The sequence below is a fragment of the Salmonella sp. SSDFZ54 genome, assembly GCF_004010735.1.
Taxonomy (GTDB): Bacteria; Pseudomonadota; Gammaproteobacteria; order Enterobacterales; family Enterobacteriaceae; genus Salmonella; species Salmonella enterica.
In genome coordinates, this window is sequence record NZ_CP034819.1 from 1,207,172 (window position 1) to 1,228,262 (window position 21,091).

Here is a 21,091-nt window from a genome sequence, read left to right on the forward strand (position 1 = left end):
TGCCCTCCACCGCGTCCGCCTGGCGTACGGTAGTCTTTACCCCTGCGTCAGTTTTCGGACACGGGCGGCAATGGTCTGCCGCGCTGTTCTGACGCCAATTTTTGAGTAGTGTTTTTCTGCGATGGCCAGCAAATGATCGGCTTTTTCCAGCGTTTCAATATCATCCACACCCGCAGCAGTTTGCTGGCCATCCTCATTGCGCAGCAGCCCCAGCCCCGCAAATTTGTACCACTTGGCTGTTACCTGCTCATGCAGTCGCCATACCCCTGCCACACGTTCAAACGTACGGGAGAAATACGGCTCAATACTTTCTCCGCGCCCGGCGCTTTCCTGCGCCCATGCCAGCATCGTATCGGCCACAAACGTGGGAAAATTGCTGCGTAACTGATCCGGTGTGGCCTGTTGCTGACTGATTGCGATATCAGCCCATTCCAGCGCCTGATCCAGCTCGCCCACGTCAAACAGCCAGATAACACACCAGGCAAATACCGGATTGGCGTACACCTGCTTGCTTTCCAGATACGCTTCAACAGTCGGTACCCAGCGCGGCAGCAACACATCCCTTTTAAACTCAATGCGATCCGCGATTGTCGGCAGGCTGCGTACGTGTTCCACATCCGTTTCCAGCGCTTTGACCAGAAGGTGCATACTTTCCGTGGTTTCCAGCGCCTGGCTTCGCTTCAGCTTTTGTTCCATCGCAATGCGCTGGCTGTGACGCTGCGCGGGAGAAAGTGCCATTTATCAGCCCTCCGCTGGTTCGGAAACCTTGCCGATAGTTACGGCGGATTCATCAATGGCCGCATACAGTTCCGGCACTTCCACCGCATATCCTTCATTGCGCAGGTATTTGTTTTCAAACTGCTTACGGTCTTCCACAAACTCCGCCTTACGCATACGGGTATTGCGCTGGGTATAGATGTGCAGATTTTTCAGCGGCGTCACCACCATGCGTTTTCCCGGCATAAAAGGCGGGATAATGGCCGGACGGCCAGCAATGGTATTCCCCAGCAACTGCGCTGCGATTTTTTCAGTCGGACGGTCTGCGGCCTGATACAGGCGATACTGTTCAGCTGCAACCAGATCAGCCCCTACCAGAACCACCAGACGCGGGTCATTGCGGAACTGCGCCGGAATTTTGGCGTTAATCAGGTCTGACGCCATTGCATCCAGTGATTTGTAATCCCCGGCTGCATCCAGCACCACCGGATCGGTCATAATCTGATTGCCGCCCAGCAGCGTTTTCATGCGCTCATGCCAGCCGATATTCACATCTTCACCGTTCGGGTTAGCTTCGGGATCAGTGGTTTTTGCGCGGCTCTTACCGTTAAAGCCGATACGCAACATATCCAGTGCAAAAGCCTGCGTGGTAAATGCCTGGACAAGGTTGTAAAACTCGTTTTCATCTTTACCGGCGTTTGCCCAGACCGAAAGCAGATCCCAGCGCAACGCGGCGCAGCTGTCTGTTTCCACCAGTGAATAGTCGTTTCCGTCCACACCAACCTGGCGAATAAAACGGCCACTTTCACTACGTCCTGTGTGTAATACGGAAGAACCAACGGAAATCACCTGGCCACTCAGCTGATCAACATCCAGACAGGTAAGCATGTCCAGGAATTCGACGGATTCCAGCAGCGCAAGACGCAGCGCATTTTCCTGCGGGTTATTCAGGGAAAAATAACGACTGGCATCACGCGCCCCAAACTGCTGCGCCATGCCCGCCGAATATCCGTCCAGTAATTCCCGCGCACGGTTATTAAGGTGCATAAAACTCCCTCGCGATTAAGCGATAATAAAAATATTTGAAACTAATCAGCGCTAAAGTGAATTACAGGAAATTAAACTTCCCGGCTTTCTCTGAAATTTTGCGTCCTGGTGTACGGACTGATTTATTTCCCAAATCGTTAAAACGCTTAACGATATCTTTTGCATTATCACGAATGGCGGCAAATTCTTCTGTATCCACCACTTCCGCAATAGTATCCACATCACCCTGAACATCATTCAGTTGATTTTCAATTTTGGCCACACGGCCTTCCAGCTCGTTTACCGCGTTTGCCAGTGCCTGTAACTTATCATCACCCTGCGCGGTATTATCTGGCGGCGTTTCATCTTCAAACTTCGGTTTAATACCAAACAAATTTTGCCAGTTCTTCATTTTTCCTTCCTGCTTAATTTTGCCATCGCGGGAAATTACATAACGGTAATAACCCTGTTCAGATAATTTGCGCTGCCGACTGAAGCGCAGCCGTGTGGTGCCAATGCTGGCAGGAGTATCCGTCACTGCCAGTCCCTTGAGGTATGTTCGTCCTGTTCCGCGCCAGTCTTCCTCCGGCTCTATGGAGAAGAAAAGAAGCTGGTCTTCTTCGTTAGCGTATATCAGCCGCATATTCGGGCAAAGACTGACATACAACCGCGCCAGTCCGTCATCCCCGTCCCGCCAGGTGGCTTCCAGTACTTCACCGAAATTACCCCCGCCTTTCTGGTGTTCCGGCCAGATTAAAGCGACATAGTGGTTATAGTCATAGGTTTCCCCCATATCGATAATCCACTGACGTTCAATAATCCGTCCGTCAACGGTATCCCCTTCAGTAGCAACACACAGCCAGTCAGTTTTTAAATGTGACATATCCCCCCTGTTCCACTCCCTGACGCTGCAAATCAATTATTGCCAAATAAAACCATTGCTGCATTACGTTTTATTCTGAACAGTTCGGATATAACGCTTTACCGAATACAGACGAATTATCACCACCGTTTTTTTATTACAGCCACGGCATAATTACCGCATGGCTAAATACTCTGAAGAATTAAAAGGCGTTGTCCGCGCACTTTATCTGCGCCGCTATACGCCAAAAGAAATTGCATCTGAATTAAATCTGCCGAATGCGCGGATCGTTTACTACTGGGCTGAAAAATATAGCTGGGCTGATTTGCTCAGTTTTGAAAGCACTGAAGAGGCTATCGAACGCCGCTACCAGCTACTGGCCAGCCGGGATAACAAAACCGATCTCGACCTGAAAGAAATGGACATGCTCATTGCTCATGCCACAAAACTGCGTGCGCAAAGCAATAAGCATAAAGAAAAGATGGCCAGCGGTCAGAACTCCGGGCAGGCAGATGCGCGGGACAGCAATGATGACGAACCCCGCCGCAAACGGAAATACAAGAAAAACGATATTTCCTCGCTGACGCAGGAGGATTTTGACACCTGGGCGGAAGAACATCTTTTTGAATACCAGAAACACCTGCGCCGGAACATTGGCCAGCTGGTCAGAAACATCCTCAAAAGCCGCCAGATAGGTGCGACCTGGTATTTTGCATTTGAAGCCTTTGAAAACGCGGTCATGACAGGCGATCCGCAAATCTTCCTGTCGGCATCAAAACCGCAGGCGGAAGTGTTCCGGTCTTACATCGTAAATATTGCTGAACAGTATTTCGGGATCACGCTGACCGGTAACCCCATCCGCTTGTCCAACGGCGCGGAGCTGCGCTTCCTGTCCACCAACAAGAACACCGCCCAGTCCTACAGCGGCCACCTGTACTGTGATGAATATTTCTGGGTTCCAAATTTCACAAAACTTAATGAAGTGGCCAGCGCAATGGCCACACATGACAAGTGGCGTACCACCTACTTTTCAACACCGTCAGCTAAAACTCACCAGGCGTACCCGTTCTGGACAGGCGATGAATGGAAACAGGGCAGTAAAAAACGTACTGCCATTAAGTTTCCGACCTTTGATGAATTGCGCGACGGCGGGCGGGTTTGTCCGGATGGCCAGTGGCGCTACGTCATTACGATGGAGGATGCCATTGCGGGCGGCTTCAATCTGGCCAACATCGAGAAGCTGCGCAACCGCTACAACACAGCCACTTTCAACATGCTCTATATGTGCGTGTTCGTGGACAGTAAAGATTCCGTTTTCAGCTTTTCCGACCTGGAAGCCTGCGGCGTGGAAGTGGATACCTGGCAGGATCATAACCCGGACGCCGCCCGGCCATTTGGTGACAGGCCAGTATGGGGCGGCTTTGACCCGGCTCGCAGCGGGGATTTGTCCTGTTTTGTGATTGTGGCGCCGCCGATGTTCGCCGTGGAGAAATTCCGCGTTCTGAAGGTGATTTACTGGAAAGGAATGAACTTCCGGTACCAGGCAAAGCAGATCGAGCAGCTGTTTAAAAAATACAACTTCACCTATCTGGGCGTGGACGTTACCGGTATTGGCCAGGGCGTTTTTGACAACATTCAGCATTTTGCCATGCGTGTGGCCGTCGCCATTCGTTACGACCTGAACACGAAAAATCAGCTGGTACTGAAGGCGGCTGACGTGGTCGAAAGTCAGCGAATTGAATGGGACAAAAACCTGAAAGAGATCCCGGCCAGCTTTATGTCCGTACGCCGCACAACCACACAAAGCGGTAATGCCATGACCTTTGTTGCAGACCGCAGCCAGGACACAGGACACGCCGAAGCGTTCTGGGCGATAACCCACGCCCTGCATAACGAACCTCTGAACTATGAAAATAAACCTAAATCACGCTGGAATTTAAGGAACAAGGCAGCATGAGTAAAAAGAAACACTTCGTTAAGCGCGGCCAGCGCGGCGATAAGTCAAAAAAAATGAGCATCATTACGTTCGGCAAACCGGAACCGGTTCTGACTACCGGCACCGACTACCGGGATATCTGGTACGACAATGCCGCCGATCATTTTACCCAGCCAATTGACCGGCTGGCACTGGCACAACTGATTAACCTTAACGGTCAGCATGGCGGCATCATCCACGCCCGTAAAAACATGATTGTGTCTGATTATCTGTCTGGCGGCCTGACTTACGACCAGCTGGAAGCCGCAGCTTTTGACTACATCACATTTGGGGATATTGCGCTTGGAAAAGTTCGTAACGGATGGGGAGACGTGATCGGACTGGAACCCTTACCCGGCCTCTATATCCGACGCAGGAAAGACAGGAACAACGCAACTGATCAACCTGGTGATTACGTGGTGCTACAGGAAGGCGAACCGCAGATATGGCCTGAAGAAGATATTATCTTCATCAAAATGTATGACCCGCAACAGCATATTTACGGACTGCCGGACTACATCGGCGGCGTACATTCTGCATTACTCAACAGTGAAGCGGTCATTTTCCGTCGCCGTTACTACCACAATGGCGCCCACACTGGCGGCATTCTCTACACGCGCGATCCCAGCATGACGGATGAAATGGAAGAGGAAATTGAACAGCAGCTGCGTGACAGCAAAGGGATCGGCAACTTCTCCACCATCCTGGTAAACATTCCCGGCGGAGACGGTGACGCCATCAAATTCATTGAAATGGGGGATATTTCCGCTAAGGATGAATTTGCCAACATCAAGAATATCAGTGCCCAGGACATTCTGAACGCGCACCGTTTTCCTGCCGGGCTTGCCGGCATTGTCCCGCAAAATACTGCCGGACTGGGTGACGTAGAAAAGGCCGAACGGATTTATAAAAAAAGCGAAGTCGCCCCTGTTCAGCGCCGGTTTATGATGGCCGTAAACAATGATCCAGAAATACCGGAAAACCTGCACCTGAACTTTGATTTAAGTTACACAGAATCAACGGATAAGGGTGCGGTATGAGGCAAAAAAGGCTAAAATCCAGGCATCATTTAACAGCTGGAGCATGGAATATGCGAGTTCTGAAAATCGAATGCCCGGAATGCGGCTCAAAAGCTGTTATTCGTAAAACGAACCGGAAACACCGGCAGATTGCCGATATTTACTGCGCCTGTTCAGATGTTGAGTGTGGCCACACGTTTGTCATGAATCTGACGTTCTCCCACACTCTCAGCCCAAGCGCTAAAACAGGTGATGCTATGGTACAAAAAATACTGAATGCCCTTTCACCCGATCAGCGTCAGATGGCATTAGACTTACTGAAAGCGACTCCCGCCGCCTGACAATCCCCCTTTTTGGGGGCTTTTCATCGCTTTACTAACCTTTTCCCGCATTTCTCCTGCAATCTCTCCAATCCAATACAAAGCTATCGTTTTCTCTCTTTGGTTACTTTCGTAAATATGGGCAATCTTGGCCAACAACTCAATGCGTTCCAGCTGTGCCGACGCCTCCAGAATATCCATTTACCCTCCCATACAAACAATAACTGTATAAACATACAGTACACCTTTAAGCACTAATTGTGAAACATATTTTTCTGTTAACCAGGTGACAAATAGATATGTTTCACAGAGTTACAGCGTCATAACCATCCCGGCCAAAGCTCCTGCATTGGCTCGTTTTGCTTCTCCTGTAGTCGTCCGTTCCGGTAAATGAGTGCTGACTGACCGAAACGAAGCCCTCCCCCTCGTTTCAGTATGTCTATTTCTTCATCAGAACCATCGAACCCCCGGCTTCTTAATTCCAGTTTTAACCGTCTGCGGGTTCCACCCTCCGTACAGTTATTGACAGAACTCCAAGGGGCGGCGTTGCCGCCAGAAAAACCCGCCTCCGCTGACGCTTCGGCCAACTTCGCAACCTTCTGCCACTTAACCAGACGGGTGCAGACCTCTGAATCTGGAACCAAAGGAGAATAAACACCCTGTACGCGCTGCACGTCCTCCGCATATTCGTTACCCTGTTCCGTAATTTCATAGGCCAGACGAACAACCAGATCACGGCGGGCAACCAGCGCGCCGCCCTGCGCCTGGGTATATGCAGCCCAGTCCCCGACATCAGCAGCAGCCAGAACCGCATCCATTCTGCGATCGGTCAGCACCTGATCCCGCAACCGACGAAGCTCACGCCAGACCGTCACCGGCGCACCACCAATCTGCTGAAACTGGCGAATACGCCAGCGTGAAGCCCATGCAGAAACGGATTTGGCCATATCCCGCAGGTTTTCGCCGGTTTCTTCGTCCTGCTCGCCATCCAGCGCAAATCCATCAATGTTTTTGGAAATGTATTTGGCGATGTAGCCCGTCGCTGACCCCTTAGCGGGATCGATAGCTTCAACATGGAAACGTGCCTTTAGCGCATTTTGCGTTTGCAGTTCTTCGGAATCGGTAATTCTGGCGTGATAACAAAGAATATCGCGCACCGTGCCCACGTCCTGCGGGCGCATGAACAGCAACATATGCCAGTGCGGTGTCCCGTCATGGTGAGGTTCGACAACCCTGAACCCAAATACATGGATACCCGCACGCGAGATCGCGGCGCGGGCTTTTGCCCATACGCCACATAAATAGCGCTGGGTATCCTGCGGCGTACTTCCATCCCATTGCGATACAAAGCCCCCTTTGCTGTGTACCGCATGGAAACGAGATGGCGCGGTGATAGTGTAAAACTCACCGGCCAGCCCTTCTTCATTGGCCATATCTTCAAATCCTCGCATTCTTACCATTAGTTCACAGCGACGGATCGCCGGATTTGCAACGCTGCGGTGTACCATGCTGTCCAGTGCAATGCGCAGCCCTTCATCATTCAGCAGATCAAACTTTTTAAAGAACTCCAGATTTCGCTTTTTCTGTTCTATCCATTCCCCCAGGGTTTTACGGGATACATAAGCGCTGGCCGCTTTCTGCACCTGCCCCACGGCTATGGCCATATGCTCACGCTGTACGTCACGCGCTCGCTTCAGGCGCAGATACCACCATTCAGGTGCCATCATGCGAAGAATGCCGGATTCAGCCTTACGTGTTTCCAGTTGCCCGGCATTAGCTTCATGTTCTGCCCAGTATGGCGGCTGATTATTCAGCATCAGGCTGTACGCACAAAGATAGCGATAAGACTCCATCGTTCGGCGGTGCAGCTCTTTAGTGTCATCAGTGCCGGAATCAAACCGTTCGGTGAAGTCATACAGCGACTGGGAGATCCAGCCAGATATCTGGCCAGCCAGTTTTTTAAGTTCCGGGCGGTCAAGTGACGGCAGGCGTTCCAGCGACTTGCCAAAAGGAAGGTCTATTGCATCAGCGGCCAGCTTATAACGAGCAGCCACTTTGCGCAGACGTGGCAATACATTCCCTCCAATAGTCTGACGCAGGAATGTATTGGCACGGCGACGCCCGTCAGGGCCAGTAAAAAGCTTTTCGTAGCGACGGCCAAAATACCCGGCTAACCAGTCGGGTATTTCATGCAGGTATTGAGCACGCCATTTATGATCCTGCGGGTTTACAGCCCACAGGCGGCGCTCCGTGATTGTCACGTCTGCCGGTGTACCTGGTGCGAAGGTTTCACGCCGCCAGGCATCAACGGCGTAGCAATCTTCGTTTATTGCCAGCGTCATGCGCTGGCCTCAGGAGTCGCCGGTAAAGGCCATTTAAGAATCAGTTCTGCCGCCATTTTCGGGCTTGCAGCTGCCGCCCCAACACTACGCGGCGCATTAACCTTTAAGGCTTCAAACCCTGCGTAAAGGTAATGCACCATTTCCAGATCGCTGTTTGACGCTACTACCTGAATTCCACGTTCAGCCAGGCGCCGCAGCTTACGCGCCAGCCGCCCCTGATCCATGTGCGAAAAACCACGCTCATGGTAAGCGGTGAAATTATCGCTATCAGTCAGATAAGGCGGATCGCAGTAAACAACGTCATTCCCGTCCCGAACCAAATCGAGCGTTTCTGAATAGTGGGCAGTAATGAACGTTGCGCGCTTTGCTTTTTCAGCAAAGGCGCGGATTTCATCAGCAGGGAAATAAGGCTTTTTGTACTTACCGAACGGAACATTGAACTGACCGCGGCGATTGTACCGGCACAGACCGTTAAAGCAGTGTCGGTTCAGGTACAGGAAACGCGCAGCAGCTTCAACGGATTCCGAACCAAAGGATTTACCTGACTGGTTGAAAGCATCACGTACCGCGTAATAGAAAACTGCGCGGCTTTCTTCATCACCTAACGAACCGGCAGTAAACAAAGTCTCCAGCTCATTCAGCAATGCATCCGTGTGATATGCCATTGCCTTATAAAGATTAACCAGATCAGAATTCACATCTGCGATCAGATACTCGTCATAATCCGTATTCATCATGACAGCACAGGAACCGGCGAACGGTTCAACCAGGCGTTTACCTTCTGGCAGATGCTGACGCAGCTTAGGCATAAGGCGGGCTTTGCTGCCCACCCATTTAAGCGGAGTTTTAACGGCCATGTTTAGCCCCCGCCTGCAACTGAAACAAGCCACCGTTGTTGTAGAGGTAAGCAGCAACGTCAAAAAGAGACATTGAATTAATGGACAAAACAACCCAGCTTTCAAAGCCAGCAACAACCTCATTTATCGGCAGAACATGAGTTATCACCGCTGACCATTCTCTACCGGTGTATTTGCCGTGCTTCCATTCCTTCAATGAAAGAACATCACCGACCTTATAGTTACGATCATTTCTGCGCAGCTCTGCTTTTTTCTGACCAGCAATAACGGCATCAAGATATTTAGGCGCAATTTTTATCGTGTGGACTTTGATTGTCATTTTGCACCGCCTTGCGCTAAAGCTTTGATGACACCTAATGTCATTTTGCAATCAGCTAAAGCACGGTGTGCCTTCCCCTCGATCACAACTCCTTCATGCGCGGCGGCATCAACTAACTTATGCCATTTATAACCGTGATATTTCCCCGGCTCGCCACGATATTCTGCATATAGTTTCATTGCGCAAACAGAATGAGCAGCAAGCATCCATGGCGCACCTTCAGAAGGTCTTCCATTCAATGCGTAGGTCTGACGAATTAACCGGAGATCATAATCGGCGTTATAGATAACAAAGCCAAAACGTCTAATAAGTTCTTCCACTGCGCCGCATATATCTGTCCACGCAGGAGCATAGGCAACCATTTCATTTGTGATCCCATGAATGGCAATTGCTTCATCAGGAATAGGCTTAGTAGGTTTAACAAGCGTGTTAAGCAGAATAAATCCATGGCTATCAATGATGCATATTTCTACTATTTCTGCATCATCACCCAGCCCCGTGGTTTCGGTATCAATAAATAGGCGATTATCGTCAAGCCACTGTTGTGCTAACAGGCTGATAGAATACTTCAATTGCTTAGTATTCAGTTCCATGCCGCGCCCCCTTTGCTGCAAATTGCTGCGGCTTCTTCGCGGATTAACTCAACGATTTCCGCTGCACTTAAACCTTCATTGGCCGCATGAGTGGCCAGCTTATCCAGACGGGTGGAACAAAGATCAGCAGTTGCGGCTTTGCCTTCCTGCGTGGCTTTGGTGAGCATGTCCTGCCACACGGAAAAAGCAGACTCAATCCGATATTCGAATTGTTTTTTGGCAAAAATTTCTCTTTCTTTATTCATTTTCAGTTCCTTAAGGCAAAAGAATCCCCCGACCACTTGAACCGTGGCCAAAAAATTCGGGCAGTTAATTAGTGAAAAGTGGGTTGTACTGTGGCGGCTGAGTAGTTCGGTGCCGGAATCAGGTGCAGTTCATAGGTTGTCCGCCACCACTCCTGGATCAGCGCCTTTATCTCGCCAACACCCAGCGCCCCGGCTGTATAGAAAATTGCGCGAATCCCCGCCAGCGCTTCAATCTGTGCCTCTTTGCTCTCAGCTTCGCGGTACACGCAGCACCAGAAAGCGGCATTGATCGCCAGCCAGTGGCGCTGGTTAGTCATGTGTTCGGTGTCATTGAAGAAGAACGGATGCAACGCAATACGGCCATTTTTACTGGCGCTTTTCTCTGCAAACGCTACCGCGTAGTTATGCGGGACTCCCCACACAGCCAGTTCAGCCCCCAACGATTTACCCTCTACAGAAATAATGCTCATCAGTGATTCCCCTGCTGCAATTTATGGACAATATGAGGTGCGATAATCATCTGCACTTTGTTCCTGGTATTAATGGGATGGACGATTTTTACTGGACGTTCAGCGGTTCGTCTGGAGAAATCACTGTCCCGTAAACTCCCGAATCCGCTAAAAGTTAAACGAGCACGGGAAATTCCCTGGCGCAGCTGTATCATGTCCCGATACTCCAACCGCTCAAAAAGTTCGCGCCAGCAACAATTACTTAAGCTGCGTTTAAAAACGCCGTTTCTGGAATTGATTGCAGCAGCATGAAGAACCACCCCGCGCCATTCTGGTGTCAGGTTGTCCCACCATTCAGCGGCTTCACTGCTAGTACTGAAATATTTGCGCCGAATATTTTTAAGATGATCCAGCCCACGCTTTTGCTGTTCCTGGTTAATTGCCATAACGCCCCCCAACCATTCCCAGCAGGCGGCGGGTTTTAGTCGTCAGGAAACGCAGAACAGAACCGCCCTTCATCTGGACAGACTCATGTGCATTGAATTTATAGGTGTGACCAGGATTCCAGCGCTGGCCGTTCGGCAGTTCTATCCAACCGGTTGAACCACTGGGTAACTGCATAGCCGGTGATTCTTTTTTCAGGTAAGTCACAAACGCTTTCATAATGTTCCCTCACATCAGGCCAGTGGCATTCGTCGTGACCAGATCCACCGCCGCGGCTAAAACCGGCGCAGAATGGATACGGCTTTCAACGGTGTAAGCCAACACGGAAAGGCTACGGATAGCATCGCGAGCGCGATCAAGAATTTGTGTACGGCGGGCGGCGGTCATATGACCAGTTGATACGGCTTCCCCAGCAATTGCGCCCACACTGGCTGTGGCGCTAAGAGCACACAGTTGCATGTTGGCTTCTGTAGCATTGTTCACCGGCACGGATGGAAGGCAGTTAATCTGCCCCAGCATCCCATCCAGTAAACGCGCATCTTCGGTGTAATCCGTAATGGCTAAAAGCTCGTCACAGGTTAAGCGGTGCGGTTGTGCTGGGTTCAGTTTGTTACGCAGGATCTGTGGTCTCATACCAACGGCAGCGGCCACATCTTCCAGATTGTGCTCAGTTGCAAATGCTCGGCAAGCCGCATCAAAGTGCGCATGTTTAGAGGTCTGGTAATCAAACATTGTTTGCCTCTCCCTAATCCGTAGGATGGATTACGCGTTAAGCGAAATGTCACATTCACTTAAAGCCTGAATAGTGAGCGCGGCCATGTTGACTTCGACCAGGCCTTTCTTCTGCTTACCCTTCGGCTTAATAGGTAACTTTCCGTATTCGATGAGGTTCCTGGCGGTTTCTTTGTTGGTGCCAGTACGGCGGCAGTACTCGTCTAAAGGCAGGTATGGTTCTGGGATGATGATTGTAATGTTCGGACGCATGAGGCAAACTCCATAAGTTAACCTGTACGGCAATACAGGGCTGTAACTGTCAATATTCACTTAAACCTACAAAGCGGAGTTTAAACTCACTCCGCACAAGATTTCAAGGTAAAACTTTCGTGAACCTACAAATTGAGTTTTCTCAGGGCGGATCTGAGGTACTAGATAGAGTTATCCAAGCGTATGGATTCAACACAAAACTAGCCCTAGCTGAACATCTTGATATAGCAAGCAGCAGTCTGGCTAACCGGTATAAGAGGGATTTTTTTCCAGCTGATATCGTTGTTAGATGTATGGCTGAAACAGGAGCTACTCTGGAATGGCTTGCGACTGGACAAGGTAGAAAGTTTAACGATGACGAATTAGACATCATGAAACTGCCACGCAAGAAGATTGTGGACGGAAAACTCTATGAGTCTGGTTTCCTAATGCTCGATAAGGTTACTTTTTTACCTGGCAAACCTTTACCGCAGAATCCTATCTGTGTGATTGATAACACAATGCAATACATTGTTGATCAACACTTTACTGAAGTTTATGACGATGTTTGGCTTGTCGAAGTTGAAGGTAAAACCAGCGTTAGAACACTGACACGCATCCCCGTGGGAAAGGTTAGAGTAAGCGGTGTTGGAATGGCATTTGATTGTGCTATTGATGATATTGTTGTTATTGGTCGGGTTGTTCTAACAATAAGCTGATTCATCAATGCAAGGGAACATTATTGATATGTTAAAGATATTGTTTTTAAATTTACTAAAAGCAGTAATCGTATTTTTATTAATGATATGCGCGATTGGGTTTAGCATAGACGAAAACGTATCAAGTACCGCACGTTTTATTCTGGCTCCATTATTTTCAATATTACTGCTTTTCTTTTTTCATAAATGGCTAATTAAGCCATTGCTACTCAAGGCGAAATCAACAAAAAAAATACAGAAATCGCGTAGCCATAATGTAAATTCTTATGAAACTTACGTAGATTCGCTCACACGAAATCCTATGCCTACTCCCGCATCTGTTCCTACTGCTGAGAAGAAACCATTTCACAATAGGCCTGTTGTTGTATGGAGCGGAACGACTAAACCAGTTTCATTTCGCATACTCTCTGAGAAAGAGCGTAGAGAGGGTATTTTTACACAATTAGAAATTCACAAGGATGGTGATTTTTATTTTTATCTAGTAGACCAATCCACAGGTGAGATTACTCTGGTAAAGGAAAGAGAAATACAATCTAGAATTAAAATTAATTCACAGACTTATGATTTTGTGGAACTGTGTAGAAAGGTGTTGAAAATTGATCTCTCCGATTTGTTTGAGCAAGCAAAAGAAATACGTAAAGCAGCTAATGAACCATATGTAATTGCCAAATTTTCGCCAATAACAACATCATTCACATATTTATCATCTAATGGTAAAGAAAGAAGAACCGTGGATATAGACCAAGTATTAAAAAATGATAAAAATGACTATTATTTATCAGGATTTTGCCATTTAAGAAAGGAAAGACGAACCTTTATTTCAAGCAGATTTCAAACAATGTTAGTAACTGAGGGACATAAGAAATATTACTTTCACGATTGGCTGAAAAACGTTATAGGTATCGATTATGAGTGTTCGTAAACTTCCCTCTGGAGAATGGATCGCTGATTTCTATACCGTTGATAGAAAGAATGGAAAAGAAGGCAAACGCGTCCGCAAAAAATTCTCTACTAAGGGGGAAGCGCTGGCCTTTGAAAATTATACACTTCAGAAAATAGAGGATTCACCGTGGCTCGGTGATGGTAAAGATAACCGACGCCTCTCTGACCTTGTAAATTTGTGGTTTGATAGACATGGCATCACATTGAAGGATGGGGAAAAGCGAAAAAGCTCTATGCTCTGGGCTGCTGAATGTATGGGATCACCACTGGCTACAGAATTCAGCGCCCAGCTTTTTACTGCATACCGAGCAAAGCGCCTTGATGGCAATTTTGCCAGAACCAAGCGAGTATTGAAGGTTTCACCACGAACCATGAACCTTGAGCACGCTTACTTTTTGGCTGTTTTCAATGAGTTAAAAAGACTTGGAGAATGGCAAGCCCCTAATCCTCTCGAAAATGTTCGTCAGTTCAGAACCGACGAAAGCGAGATGGCTTTTCTTACCACCGAACAAATTGAGTTGCTGCTTGAAGAGTGTCGGCGCAGTTCCGCCAGGGATCTGGAAATGGTTGTAAAAGTGTGTCTTGCAACCGGCGCTCGATGGAGTGAAGCAGAAAAACTAAAACGTAGCCAGATAGCGGCAGGGAAAATCACATTTACTAAAACAAAGGGGAAACGTAACCGCACTATTCCCTTAGACCCTGAATTTGCGGCAGAACTCCCAAAAAAGAACGGAAATCTGTTCTCACCTTGCTATTATGCTTTTCGTTCAGCCCTGGAACGTGCGGGAATAGAACTACCGGCTGGGCAGTTAACTCACGTTTTACGCCACACTTTCGCCAGTCATTTTATGATGAACGGCGGGAACATCCTTGTATTACAGAAAATACTGGGTCATACCGATATCAAAATGACTATGCGCTATGCTCATTTTGCACCTAACCACCTTGAAGAAGCAGCGAAGCTCAACCCACTAAAGTGTCTCAAAAGTGTCGCACAAACTTAGATATTTTGCCTTTTTTAGCCCTATATTAATTTTATAACTCAATGTTTTTTAAATAAGTTATTGTTTTTAGATTGGTCATAATAGTTCTCATAATCGCTTGGTCGTTGGTTCAAACCCAACAGGGGCCACCAAATTTTATCTTTAAAATCATTAAGTTAAGCCACCTTTTTTAGGTGGCTTTTTCTTATCTTTAGAGCCAGTGGCAGCAAAATGGCAGCAGGTTTTTCACGTACTCTTACTTTTAAAGGACGATCTCGCATGAAAAAACCTTTAGTAGCTCTGTTACTAATCGCATCTCAGAGCGCATTCGCGGACAAAATACCCAACTCCATAGAAAACCTGATAGCTGGTTATGATACTAGGACTCAGGTATTGGAAGGTGGTGAGCTGACCATCAGATATAACAAGCAAGCACTAATGATAGATGCGGCTAAATCCATGTTCAGTGCGATATGTGACGACTACTTTATGAACAAGTGGAATCCAGAGACAATCAAAAAAATCACTCTATGGAACGTCACATCCGATCAGGGCTACAAAATAAATGGCGGTGGGATTGAGTGTAAAAAAACTGGTTCCATGGATTTCAAGCAGGCTGAAAAATACAGAACCAGTTTAATCGAAAAAATGTAAACCTTATCAGTGGCTTTAAAAGCTCATATGGCCCTGCCCTCCCATTGATGGGTGTGGCGGGGCGTGGTCAATTAGGTTGGGGGTAGCGATGTATCTCACAACAGTTTCATGAGTAACAAAAGTTGCGCCACAGTTGATATTCTGGCACTGGCAGTATCGTTCTTTTGTGTTATCAGAAACTCTAAAACTGCTACGGGTATGTGCCGCATGTCCACATTTCGGACAATTCATCATATCCCTGTCTCCCCGCCGATTTAATTAATCACATAATGATACATCAGACATCCGTTTTGTGAACAAAATTATTCCATCTCTAAGCCATCTATCTTTACTTCAAGCTCAAGGTTGGTAGTGAAACCATTATCCTTGCTGACCGTATGCGTCAAAGTTGTAATGGTCCATTCGGCATCGTCGATAGGCTGCTTAAAGCCGCTCACTTTTACTGGCATTTCGGTGTAGAGATCTGCCCGGCCCTCAGCGAGCAGCAGAGAGAATGACGCAACACCACGCTGCAGGCGCTCCCACTGCATTTTTGCCGCACGCTCAGCATTGCTGCGGTTTGCGTAAGTACGATTAAGAACCAGCACGTTTTCATCCGTTCCCACCAGATAATCACCCTGTTTTGCTTCCGGCTCTTTTGGCGCGGAGGTTTTCTTCCGACGGCGCTTAACCTTGGTTGTTTCTTTTTTCTTGGGTTCGCGGGTATGCAGCCAACTGGCAATTACGCCGGTATAAGCACCACGATCAGCCAGGGTAAAACGATGACCGTCACCGGCCTGGCGGGTTATGGTGATAACCGGCAGCGGCTTGCCGCTCGCCGTTCTTCCCTGCCCCTGCCGGATAAACAACAGGTTTCCATCCTTCACGGAAGCAATCGCCCCATACTGGCGCGCCAGCTTCATCAGGAAACTGGCATCGCTTTCATTGGTCTGGTCCATGTGATCCAGCGCCTTGTCCGTCAGGTCTTTACCCAGCGCCATTTTGAGGTTATGCCGTGCTGCAATTTCCTTTACCACATCGCCAACGGTTGTCTGGTGCCATGACTTTTCGCGCCGGGTATTGAGGGTTTCACGGAAATCAGCGCTACGGGCACGGATAGTCAGACGATCAGGAGCACCGCTGTGCTCAATCTCATCCACCGTAAATGCCCCTTTTGGGAAAAGCGGCTGGCCCTTCCACCCCAGCGCCAGCTGAATAACGGCACCACGTCGTGGCAGAACGATCTGCCCGTCGGTGTCGTCCAGCTCCAGATCAAGCTGGTCAGCCTCAAAACCCCGGTTATCGGTCAGCGTCAGACTTATCAGGCGCGCATCCAGCGCGGTAGTCACGTCCTTACCTTCAATGGTGATACTGAAAGCCGGGCTTTTGCTGTTCAGGTCAAAAAGATCAGAGCTAAAATTCACTGCAGCAACCCTCCAACCGTATTTTTAATATTACCTATCGCAGACGTTGCAGAGTCCTGCAGGTTACTGAGCTGATCGCTGAGACTGCCGAACATATCGGACAGCGACTCATCAACCCTTTTCAGGGTCAGCGTAAACTCAATACGGCGAGGCATTCCGCTTTCAAAAAATTCCGTTTTTGCCTGACTCAGGCTCTCGATCACAAACATGCCGTAAATGGTCCCGCTTCCCTCAATCAGGGGCCATGCTTTTCCCAGCTCTGCCATTTGCTCCAGCGCGAGCAATGACAGCCTGCCCCCGGTGACTTCCGGCAGTAGTACGCCAGATAACGTCAGCGAGTCATTATCCGGGCCAAGAAACTGCGTTGATGGTCGCCGGTTCACCCGGCTGTTTACGGCGTGTCGCCAGCTTCGCTGATACTGCAGCTCCTGATATGGCACTGTGCGCAGCATGAAGACATATAACCCCAGTACCATCATCACGATTCATATCCCCCTTGATCACTGAAATTGCTGCGTGCTTTAGCCCTGGTCTTGCGCTCGCGTTCGTCAAGCTGTCGGGCAACTTCACGGGCAATATCCTGCGCACTTTGCCCTAGCTGAGCATAGATTGTGATAGGCGCGTGAGTTTCAAAGTGCATCACAGGCGGCGCGCTGGCTGGTTTCGCTGGCTGGCTTTGTTTATATGCCACAGTAGGCAGACTGTAAGGATGTAGTGGAGCAGCCTCTGCAGGCGCTGCCGCTACGCCCATGACGCCTGCAACGACGGAAGCCAGCGCAGCAGTGCGCCGTCTGCTGGTCACATTTGCGGGACCGTTCACTATTTCGGGGCCGTTCTCCCCGACGATGCCAAACTGACCACGCGGGATCGTGCCACCGCTGTCATACATGCCTGCAAACGGAACCGCAGCAGCCGCTGCTCCACCAACCACCTGCACCTGTGCTTTGCCTTGTGTTTTATTATTTCCGGTCATCCAGTCAGGCAGATAATCGGTGACTGAGGAAAGCTTGCTTTTTAGTGTCTCCCATTTGGCATTAATTCCATTAAGAATACTGTCAATAATGGCGCTGCCCATGTCCTGAAACTTCGCAGGAAGCGCGGCAACATCAGCCAAGATCGAATTCCATTTATCACTAATAGATTGCCTGATATTAGCCCACGCCTCAGAAACGCCAGATTTTATTGCATCCCAATTTTTAGCTATTAATCCCGGCAAGGTATAATTAAAGAACAGTGATTTAATCCCCTCCCATGCGGCGCTGGCCTTTTCTTTAATCCAATCCCATGCCGTACCTGTGGCATTACATACGGCATCCCACATGGCCTTGAACTTTGGCCCAAGCGTGTCCCAATTGTGCCAGATATAAATAGCACCAGCGGCGATCAGCCCAATGACAGCCAGTATAGGATTTGCAAACATCAATCGGCCCAGCCATATAACTGACTTGCCAACAGAACTGATTGCTTTCCCAATAAGACCAAATGCAGATGAAAATTTTAGCCCCATCACCCCTGCGCTCATTCGCACTACTGCCATCGGCCCTAACACGGACGCCAGCGCCAGTGAAACAACCCCAGCGGCGGTGGCAACAATGGCAAAGCCAGCTGCCAGCTTAAACAGCGCAGAGGTCAATTGTGGGTGTCGTTTAACAAAACCATCCAGACGCGAAGCCAGTTCACCCAACCAGTCAGCCAGCTTCTTTAATGCAGGGGCAACTGTTTCACCGATACTAGCCATAGCATTGGTAAAGGAACCTGTAGCGGCTTCCCATTTATTACCAAGAGTATTTAAGGAGGCATCAACACGCTCGCGCAGAGAAGCCTGATTTTGTAGCTTTGAAGCCGTTTCACGATACCCTGAGATGCCTTTGGTAATCATAATATTTAGCACCTGCAGCGTTTCCGCATCATCCCCAAAAATACCTTTTAACGTAGCTAACCTTTTCTCAGTATTAAGCTTTTGGAGTTGAGCTAATTGCGTGTACATTTTCTCCAGCCCGCCAAACTCCCCCTTTCCATCAGTAAAATCGAACCTAACGCCAGTGCCTTTTAGTTCATCATTAGCATCCTTCACTTTTTCCGTATTCATGACGGACTGAAATACTTTTCGGTAGGCATTACCAGCTGACTCTCCAGCCATACCAGCCTGATCAGCCATAACTAATAGAGGAGCAAATGTCTTAGCCGCGTCCAATCCCTTTTTATGAATAATATCCATCGCGCTGCTGATTTTTGAGAACCCCTGCAGCATATTTCCTGAATCTACCCCCGCGTAGAATCCTTTCTGGATCACGTCCATCAGATTCATCATATCTTTTTCTGAGGTCTGAGTAGCATCTTGTAACTTAGCCGCAAACTCAGCTGCTGCAGTGGGAGCCATCTGTAACTGCACGCCAAGATAAGCTGCTGACTCTCCCAAGCCGCCCAGGATGACCTGCGCCGACATACCCTGACGGCGTAGCATAGTCATCATGTTCTGAAAGTCGGCTGTTGTTCCCGGCAGCTTATCGCCCAAAGCAACTGCAAGCCGGTTAATTTTTTCAAATTCAGGCGCTACCTTTCCGCCCGGTCCCATCATTGAACCGGCGAGCTGATTCGCTGCATTTTCTGATTCTGAATAGGCTTTTACTGGAGCCAACAACGTCATGCCAGTAGTTACCCCAGCCGCCATCGCCCCTGCACCATTACCTGCCAGAGAGTTCCTTAACTCGCGGGTCTTTTCAGCCTTGGCTTTGATGGCGTTGAGCTTTCGCTGACGCTCGCCAACGTCACGCAGCCTGCGCTCCTGCTCAGCCAACTGTCGGTTATACCGCTCAGTTTCTCGTGCAATCCGTGCCGTCTCACGCGCTCCGCCCCCAGCAGATAACCCCAGCCGATAAAGCTCAGCCCTGGCTGCCGCCATCTGGCGAGTTTCCTGTTGCTGTTTTTGTTCAAGACGTGAAACAGCACGCCACTGAGCTTCAAGCGCCTGCGTTTGTTTTTTTGTCGGGGATTCCAAAGATGACATTTCGCGCGTCATCATTTGAGCACGTAGCCTCGCCTGATCCAGTTCGGCACCAGTACGGCTAACACTTTGAGTTAGCTGATCGAAAGATTTAAGCTGACCTCCAGCATCACTCAGCTTTTTAATCTGATCGCGGGTTTGTCGAATAGCTGATGCCAGCTCCTTAGAGCCAGCCTGTGCATTTTTAAATGGGCGGGTTAACTTATCCACCGCCCCCAGAACTACCTGCAGTCGCAGGTTATTATCACTCATCGCTGGCCCCGCTTCTCTGAATTGCCTTATGCCGCCACTCCAGCACATCAGTCAGCGGCATAACGTCAGTGATGGACGGCGACCAGTGAAAGATGGTGGCAATATCTGCCACCAGATCATCAACCGTCAGGTTGTCGGCAAATCGGCAAGCACCGACTTCGGCAACAAAAAAGTCACCACCTCTACAGCCATTGCTGTCAGATCGGCGGGGTCCAGCTCTGCCATTTCCTGCGCGGTCAGCGTCGGAGTGGAGATTCGCGGGATCACAGTCATCATCGCGCCCACGTCCATATCCATAATGGCCTGCAGACGGGTGCCACGCAGTGCGCCGGACTGCGGCTTGCGCAGCACAATTTCGGTAATTTCAGTTTTACCGCGCATGATGGGAGTATCCAGTTTTACGGTCTTTTCAGTCAGTTTGTCGCTCATGTTCGTTTCCTGTTAATAAACTACTGGCGCGGCTGCCCGCGCCGTTAAGGTTAATCAGAGGCCGAGGGCGTTACGGTGTTCTTCCATCAGGTCCACGCCGTCAACGATTTCAACCATGTTGACCAGATCGACCTCATAGAGCACTTCGCCGTTAATGGTCAGCTTCGCGTAGCTGTTGGTGCTACTGACCTTGGTGCTGCTGCTCTCGCCGGTTTTCCACTCACCGGAATCCACTTCTTTATGACGCCCGCGCACAACCAGCTCAACGACCTGCACTTCGCCAGTATCGTCACGCTGAATGGAACCGGTGAAACGCAGCTGGATGCCGTCAACGGTTGCCTTGCCCATCTGCTTGAATAACAGCAGTTCGGTGCCGCCGATTGAAAATTCCGTGTCCAGTGCGCCGTCATCCAGCCCCATGTCCACATCCACTGCGCCCGGCATACCGCCGCCGCGATACTTCTCAAACTTGCGGGTGAATTTCGGCAGGGTCAGAGACTCAACGATCCCCTGCCAGTTGTTCCCGTCGTTGAACAGGTTCAGGTGTTTTAACTTGCGTGGTAATGCCATGTAT

The 21,091-nt window shown here is 49.3% G+C and carries 28 protein-coding genes; 7 read left to right on the top strand and 21 right to left on the bottom strand.

The annotated features are described in order from the left end of the window. Positions 1–36 precede the first annotated feature (36 nt). The 3 genes from gpM to EOS97_RS06010 all read right to left on the bottom strand — a co-directional run bounded on the left by gpM (position 37) and on the right by EOS97_RS06010 (position 2,626). Positions 37–738: a phage terminase small subunit gene (gene gpM / locus EOS97_RS06000; RefSeq protein WP_001218535.1), complete on the bottom strand. Its 702-nt coding sequence runs from the start codon at positions 736–738 to the stop codon at positions 37–39. Positions 739–741: 3 nt separating this feature from the next. Further along, a complete protein-coding gene (locus EOS97_RS06005; RefSeq protein ID WP_000550496.1) occupies positions 742–1,764 on the bottom strand; it encodes a phage major capsid protein, P2 family in 1,023 nt (340 codons plus the stop codon). 61 nt (positions 1,765–1,825) lie between these two features. Continuing rightward, positions 1,826–2,626: a GPO family capsid scaffolding protein gene (locus EOS97_RS06010; RefSeq protein ID WP_000018798.1), complete on the bottom strand. Its 801-nt coding sequence runs from the start codon at positions 2,624–2,626 to the stop codon at positions 1,826–1,828. 160 nt (positions 2,627–2,786) lie between these two features. Between EOS97_RS06010 and EOS97_RS06015 the strand changes: the two genes are divergently transcribed. The 3 genes from EOS97_RS06015 to EOS97_RS06025 are packed head-to-tail and all read left to right on the top strand — an operon-like array spanning position 2,787 to position 5,940. After that, entirely contained in the window at positions 2,787–4,562 is a 1,776-nt protein-coding gene (locus EOS97_RS06015) for a terminase family protein (protein ID WP_001650412.1), read from the top strand. Next, on the top strand, positions 4,559–5,620 hold the full coding sequence (locus EOS97_RS06020; protein ID WP_001650413.1) for a phage portal protein: 1,062 nt from the start codon (positions 4,559–4,561) through the stop codon (positions 5,618–5,620). Before EOS97_RS06015 ends, EOS97_RS06020 begins: the two co-directional genes overlap by 4 nt. After that, positions 5,617–5,940: an ogr/Delta-like zinc finger family protein gene (locus EOS97_RS06025; protein WP_001552031.1), complete on the top strand. Its 324-nt coding sequence runs from the start codon at positions 5,617–5,619 to the stop codon at positions 5,938–5,940. The genes EOS97_RS06020 and EOS97_RS06025 overlap by 4 nt, the downstream gene beginning before the upstream one ends. Here the strand turns inward: EOS97_RS06025 and EOS97_RS06030 are convergent. The 11 genes from EOS97_RS06030 to EOS97_RS06080 form a co-directional block, all read right to left on the bottom strand. Then, positions 5,914–6,120 (bottom strand): hypothetical protein, encoded by a 207-nt coding sequence (locus EOS97_RS06030; protein WP_000353141.1) that lies wholly within the window; start codon positions 6,118–6,120, stop codon positions 5,914–5,916. The genes EOS97_RS06025 and EOS97_RS06030 overlap by 27 nt on opposite strands. Positions 6,121–6,239: 119 nt before the next feature. Then, positions 6,240–8,261, bottom strand: coding sequence for a replication endonuclease (locus tag EOS97_RS06035; RefSeq protein WP_001748627.1), 2,022 nt, complete (start codon positions 8,259–8,261; stop codon positions 6,240–6,242). Next, positions 8,258–9,118: a Dam family site-specific DNA-(adenine-N6)-methyltransferase gene (locus tag EOS97_RS06040; RefSeq protein ID WP_001748626.1), complete on the bottom strand. Its 861-nt coding sequence runs from the start codon at positions 9,116–9,118 to the stop codon at positions 8,258–8,260. Before EOS97_RS06040 ends, EOS97_RS06035 begins: the two co-directional genes overlap by 4 nt. Beyond that, positions 9,108–9,437: a DUF3850 domain-containing protein gene (locus tag EOS97_RS06045; protein ID WP_000153512.1), complete on the bottom strand. Its 330-nt coding sequence runs from the start codon at positions 9,435–9,437 to the stop codon at positions 9,108–9,110. The genes EOS97_RS06040 and EOS97_RS06045 overlap by 11 nt, the downstream gene beginning before the upstream one ends. After that, complete coding sequence (locus tag EOS97_RS06050) at positions 9,434–10,030, bottom strand: 3'-5' exonuclease (RefSeq protein WP_000422609.1); 597 nt, start codon at positions 10,028–10,030, stop codon at positions 9,434–9,436. The genes EOS97_RS06045 and EOS97_RS06050 overlap by 4 nt, the downstream gene beginning before the upstream one ends. Beyond that, positions 10,021–10,197 carry a DUF2732 family protein gene (locus tag EOS97_RS06055; protein ID WP_071592686.1) on the bottom strand — a complete coding sequence of 59 codons (177 nt, stop codon included), beginning with the start codon at positions 10,195–10,197 and terminating at the stop codon, positions 10,021–10,023. Before EOS97_RS06055 ends, EOS97_RS06050 begins: the two co-directional genes overlap by 10 nt. Positions 10,198–10,343: 146 nt before the next feature. Then, on the bottom strand, positions 10,344–10,745 hold the full coding sequence (locus EOS97_RS06060) for a hypothetical protein (protein ID WP_001748623.1): 402 nt from the start codon (positions 10,743–10,745) through the stop codon (positions 10,344–10,346). Beyond that, entirely contained in the window at positions 10,745–11,170 is a 426-nt protein-coding gene (locus EOS97_RS06065) for a hypothetical protein (protein WP_024139063.1), read from the bottom strand. Before EOS97_RS06065 ends, EOS97_RS06060 begins: the two co-directional genes overlap by 1 nt. Next, the gene (locus tag EOS97_RS06070; protein ID WP_000643375.1) at positions 11,160–11,387 is read right to left on the bottom strand and encodes a phage filamentation protein Fil family protein; all 228 of its coding nucleotides are present in this window, start codon (positions 11,385–11,387) and stop codon (positions 11,160–11,162) included. The genes EOS97_RS06065 and EOS97_RS06070 overlap by 11 nt, the downstream gene beginning before the upstream one ends. 9 nt (positions 11,388–11,396) lie before the next feature. Next, on the bottom strand, positions 11,397–11,900 hold the full coding sequence (locus EOS97_RS06075) for a phage regulatory CII family protein (RefSeq protein WP_000460877.1): 504 nt from the start codon (positions 11,898–11,900) through the stop codon (positions 11,397–11,399). A 30-nt stretch (positions 11,901–11,930) separates the two neighbouring features. Beyond that, positions 11,931–12,152 carry a hypothetical protein gene (locus EOS97_RS06080; RefSeq protein ID WP_001247709.1) on the bottom strand — a complete coding sequence of 74 codons (222 nt, stop codon included), beginning with the start codon at positions 12,150–12,152 and terminating at the stop codon, positions 11,931–11,933. A gap of 119 nt (positions 12,153–12,271) precedes the next feature. On the opposite strand from EOS97_RS06080, the gene EOS97_RS06085 reads away from it, so the two are divergent. The 4 genes from EOS97_RS06085 (at position 12,272) to EOS97_RS06100 (ending at position 15,429) form a co-directional block, all read left to right on the top strand. Further along, the gene (locus EOS97_RS06085; RefSeq protein WP_001748620.1) at positions 12,272–12,850 is read left to right on the top strand and encodes a phage repressor protein; all 579 of its coding nucleotides are present in this window, start codon (positions 12,272–12,274) and stop codon (positions 12,848–12,850) included. Between the two features lie 28 nt (positions 12,851–12,878). Beyond that, positions 12,879–13,772: a WYL domain-containing protein gene (locus EOS97_RS06090; RefSeq protein WP_001748619.1), complete on the top strand. Its 894-nt coding sequence runs from the start codon at positions 12,879–12,881 to the stop codon at positions 13,770–13,772. Next, positions 13,759–14,796: a tyrosine-type recombinase/integrase gene (locus tag EOS97_RS06095; RefSeq protein WP_001748617.1), complete on the top strand. Its 1,038-nt coding sequence runs from the start codon at positions 13,759–13,761 to the stop codon at positions 14,794–14,796. Before EOS97_RS06090 ends, EOS97_RS06095 begins: the two co-directional genes overlap by 14 nt. A gap of 258 nt (positions 14,797–15,054) precedes the next feature. Beyond that, on the top strand, positions 15,055–15,429 hold the full coding sequence (locus EOS97_RS06100) for a hypothetical protein (RefSeq protein WP_039505087.1): 375 nt from the start codon (positions 15,055–15,057) through the stop codon (positions 15,427–15,429). Positions 15,430–15,444: 15 nt separating this feature from the next. Here the strand turns inward: EOS97_RS06100 and EOS97_RS06105 are convergent, their stop codons facing one another. The 7 genes from EOS97_RS06105 to EOS97_RS06135 form a co-directional block, all read right to left on the bottom strand. Then, on the bottom strand, positions 15,445–15,663 hold the full coding sequence (locus EOS97_RS06105; protein WP_039505088.1) for an ogr/Delta-like zinc finger family protein: 219 nt from the start codon (positions 15,661–15,663) through the stop codon (positions 15,445–15,447). A 68-nt stretch (positions 15,664–15,731) separates the two neighbouring features. Continuing rightward, complete coding sequence (locus EOS97_RS06110) at positions 15,732–16,832, bottom strand: phage late control D family protein (RefSeq protein ID WP_058800072.1); 1,101 nt, start codon at positions 16,830–16,832, stop codon at positions 15,732–15,734. Further along, complete coding sequence (locus tag EOS97_RS06115; RefSeq protein WP_058800071.1) at positions 16,829–17,314, bottom strand: phage tail protein; 486 nt, start codon at positions 17,312–17,314, stop codon at positions 16,829–16,831. The genes EOS97_RS06110 and EOS97_RS06115 overlap by 4 nt, the downstream gene beginning before the upstream one ends. Beyond that, entirely contained in the window at positions 17,311–20,088 is a 2,778-nt protein-coding gene (locus EOS97_RS06120; protein WP_058800070.1) for a phage tail tape measure protein, read from the bottom strand. Before EOS97_RS06120 ends, EOS97_RS06115 begins: the two co-directional genes overlap by 4 nt. After that, a complete protein-coding gene (locus EOS97_RS06125) occupies positions 20,081–20,200 on the bottom strand; it encodes a GpE family phage tail protein (protein ID WP_000763315.1) in 120 nt (39 codons plus the stop codon). The genes EOS97_RS06120 and EOS97_RS06125 overlap by 8 nt, the downstream gene beginning before the upstream one ends. 14 nt (positions 20,201–20,214) lie before the next feature. Beyond that, complete coding sequence (locus EOS97_RS06130; RefSeq protein ID WP_032233623.1) at positions 20,215–20,517, bottom strand: phage tail assembly protein; 303 nt, start codon at positions 20,515–20,517, stop codon at positions 20,215–20,217. A 54-nt stretch (positions 20,518–20,571) separates the two neighbouring features. Further along, positions 20,572–21,087: a phage major tail tube protein gene (locus tag EOS97_RS06135; RefSeq protein WP_039505100.1), complete on the bottom strand. Its 516-nt coding sequence runs from the start codon at positions 21,085–21,087 to the stop codon at positions 20,572–20,574. Positions 21,088–21,091: the final 4 nt, after the last annotated feature.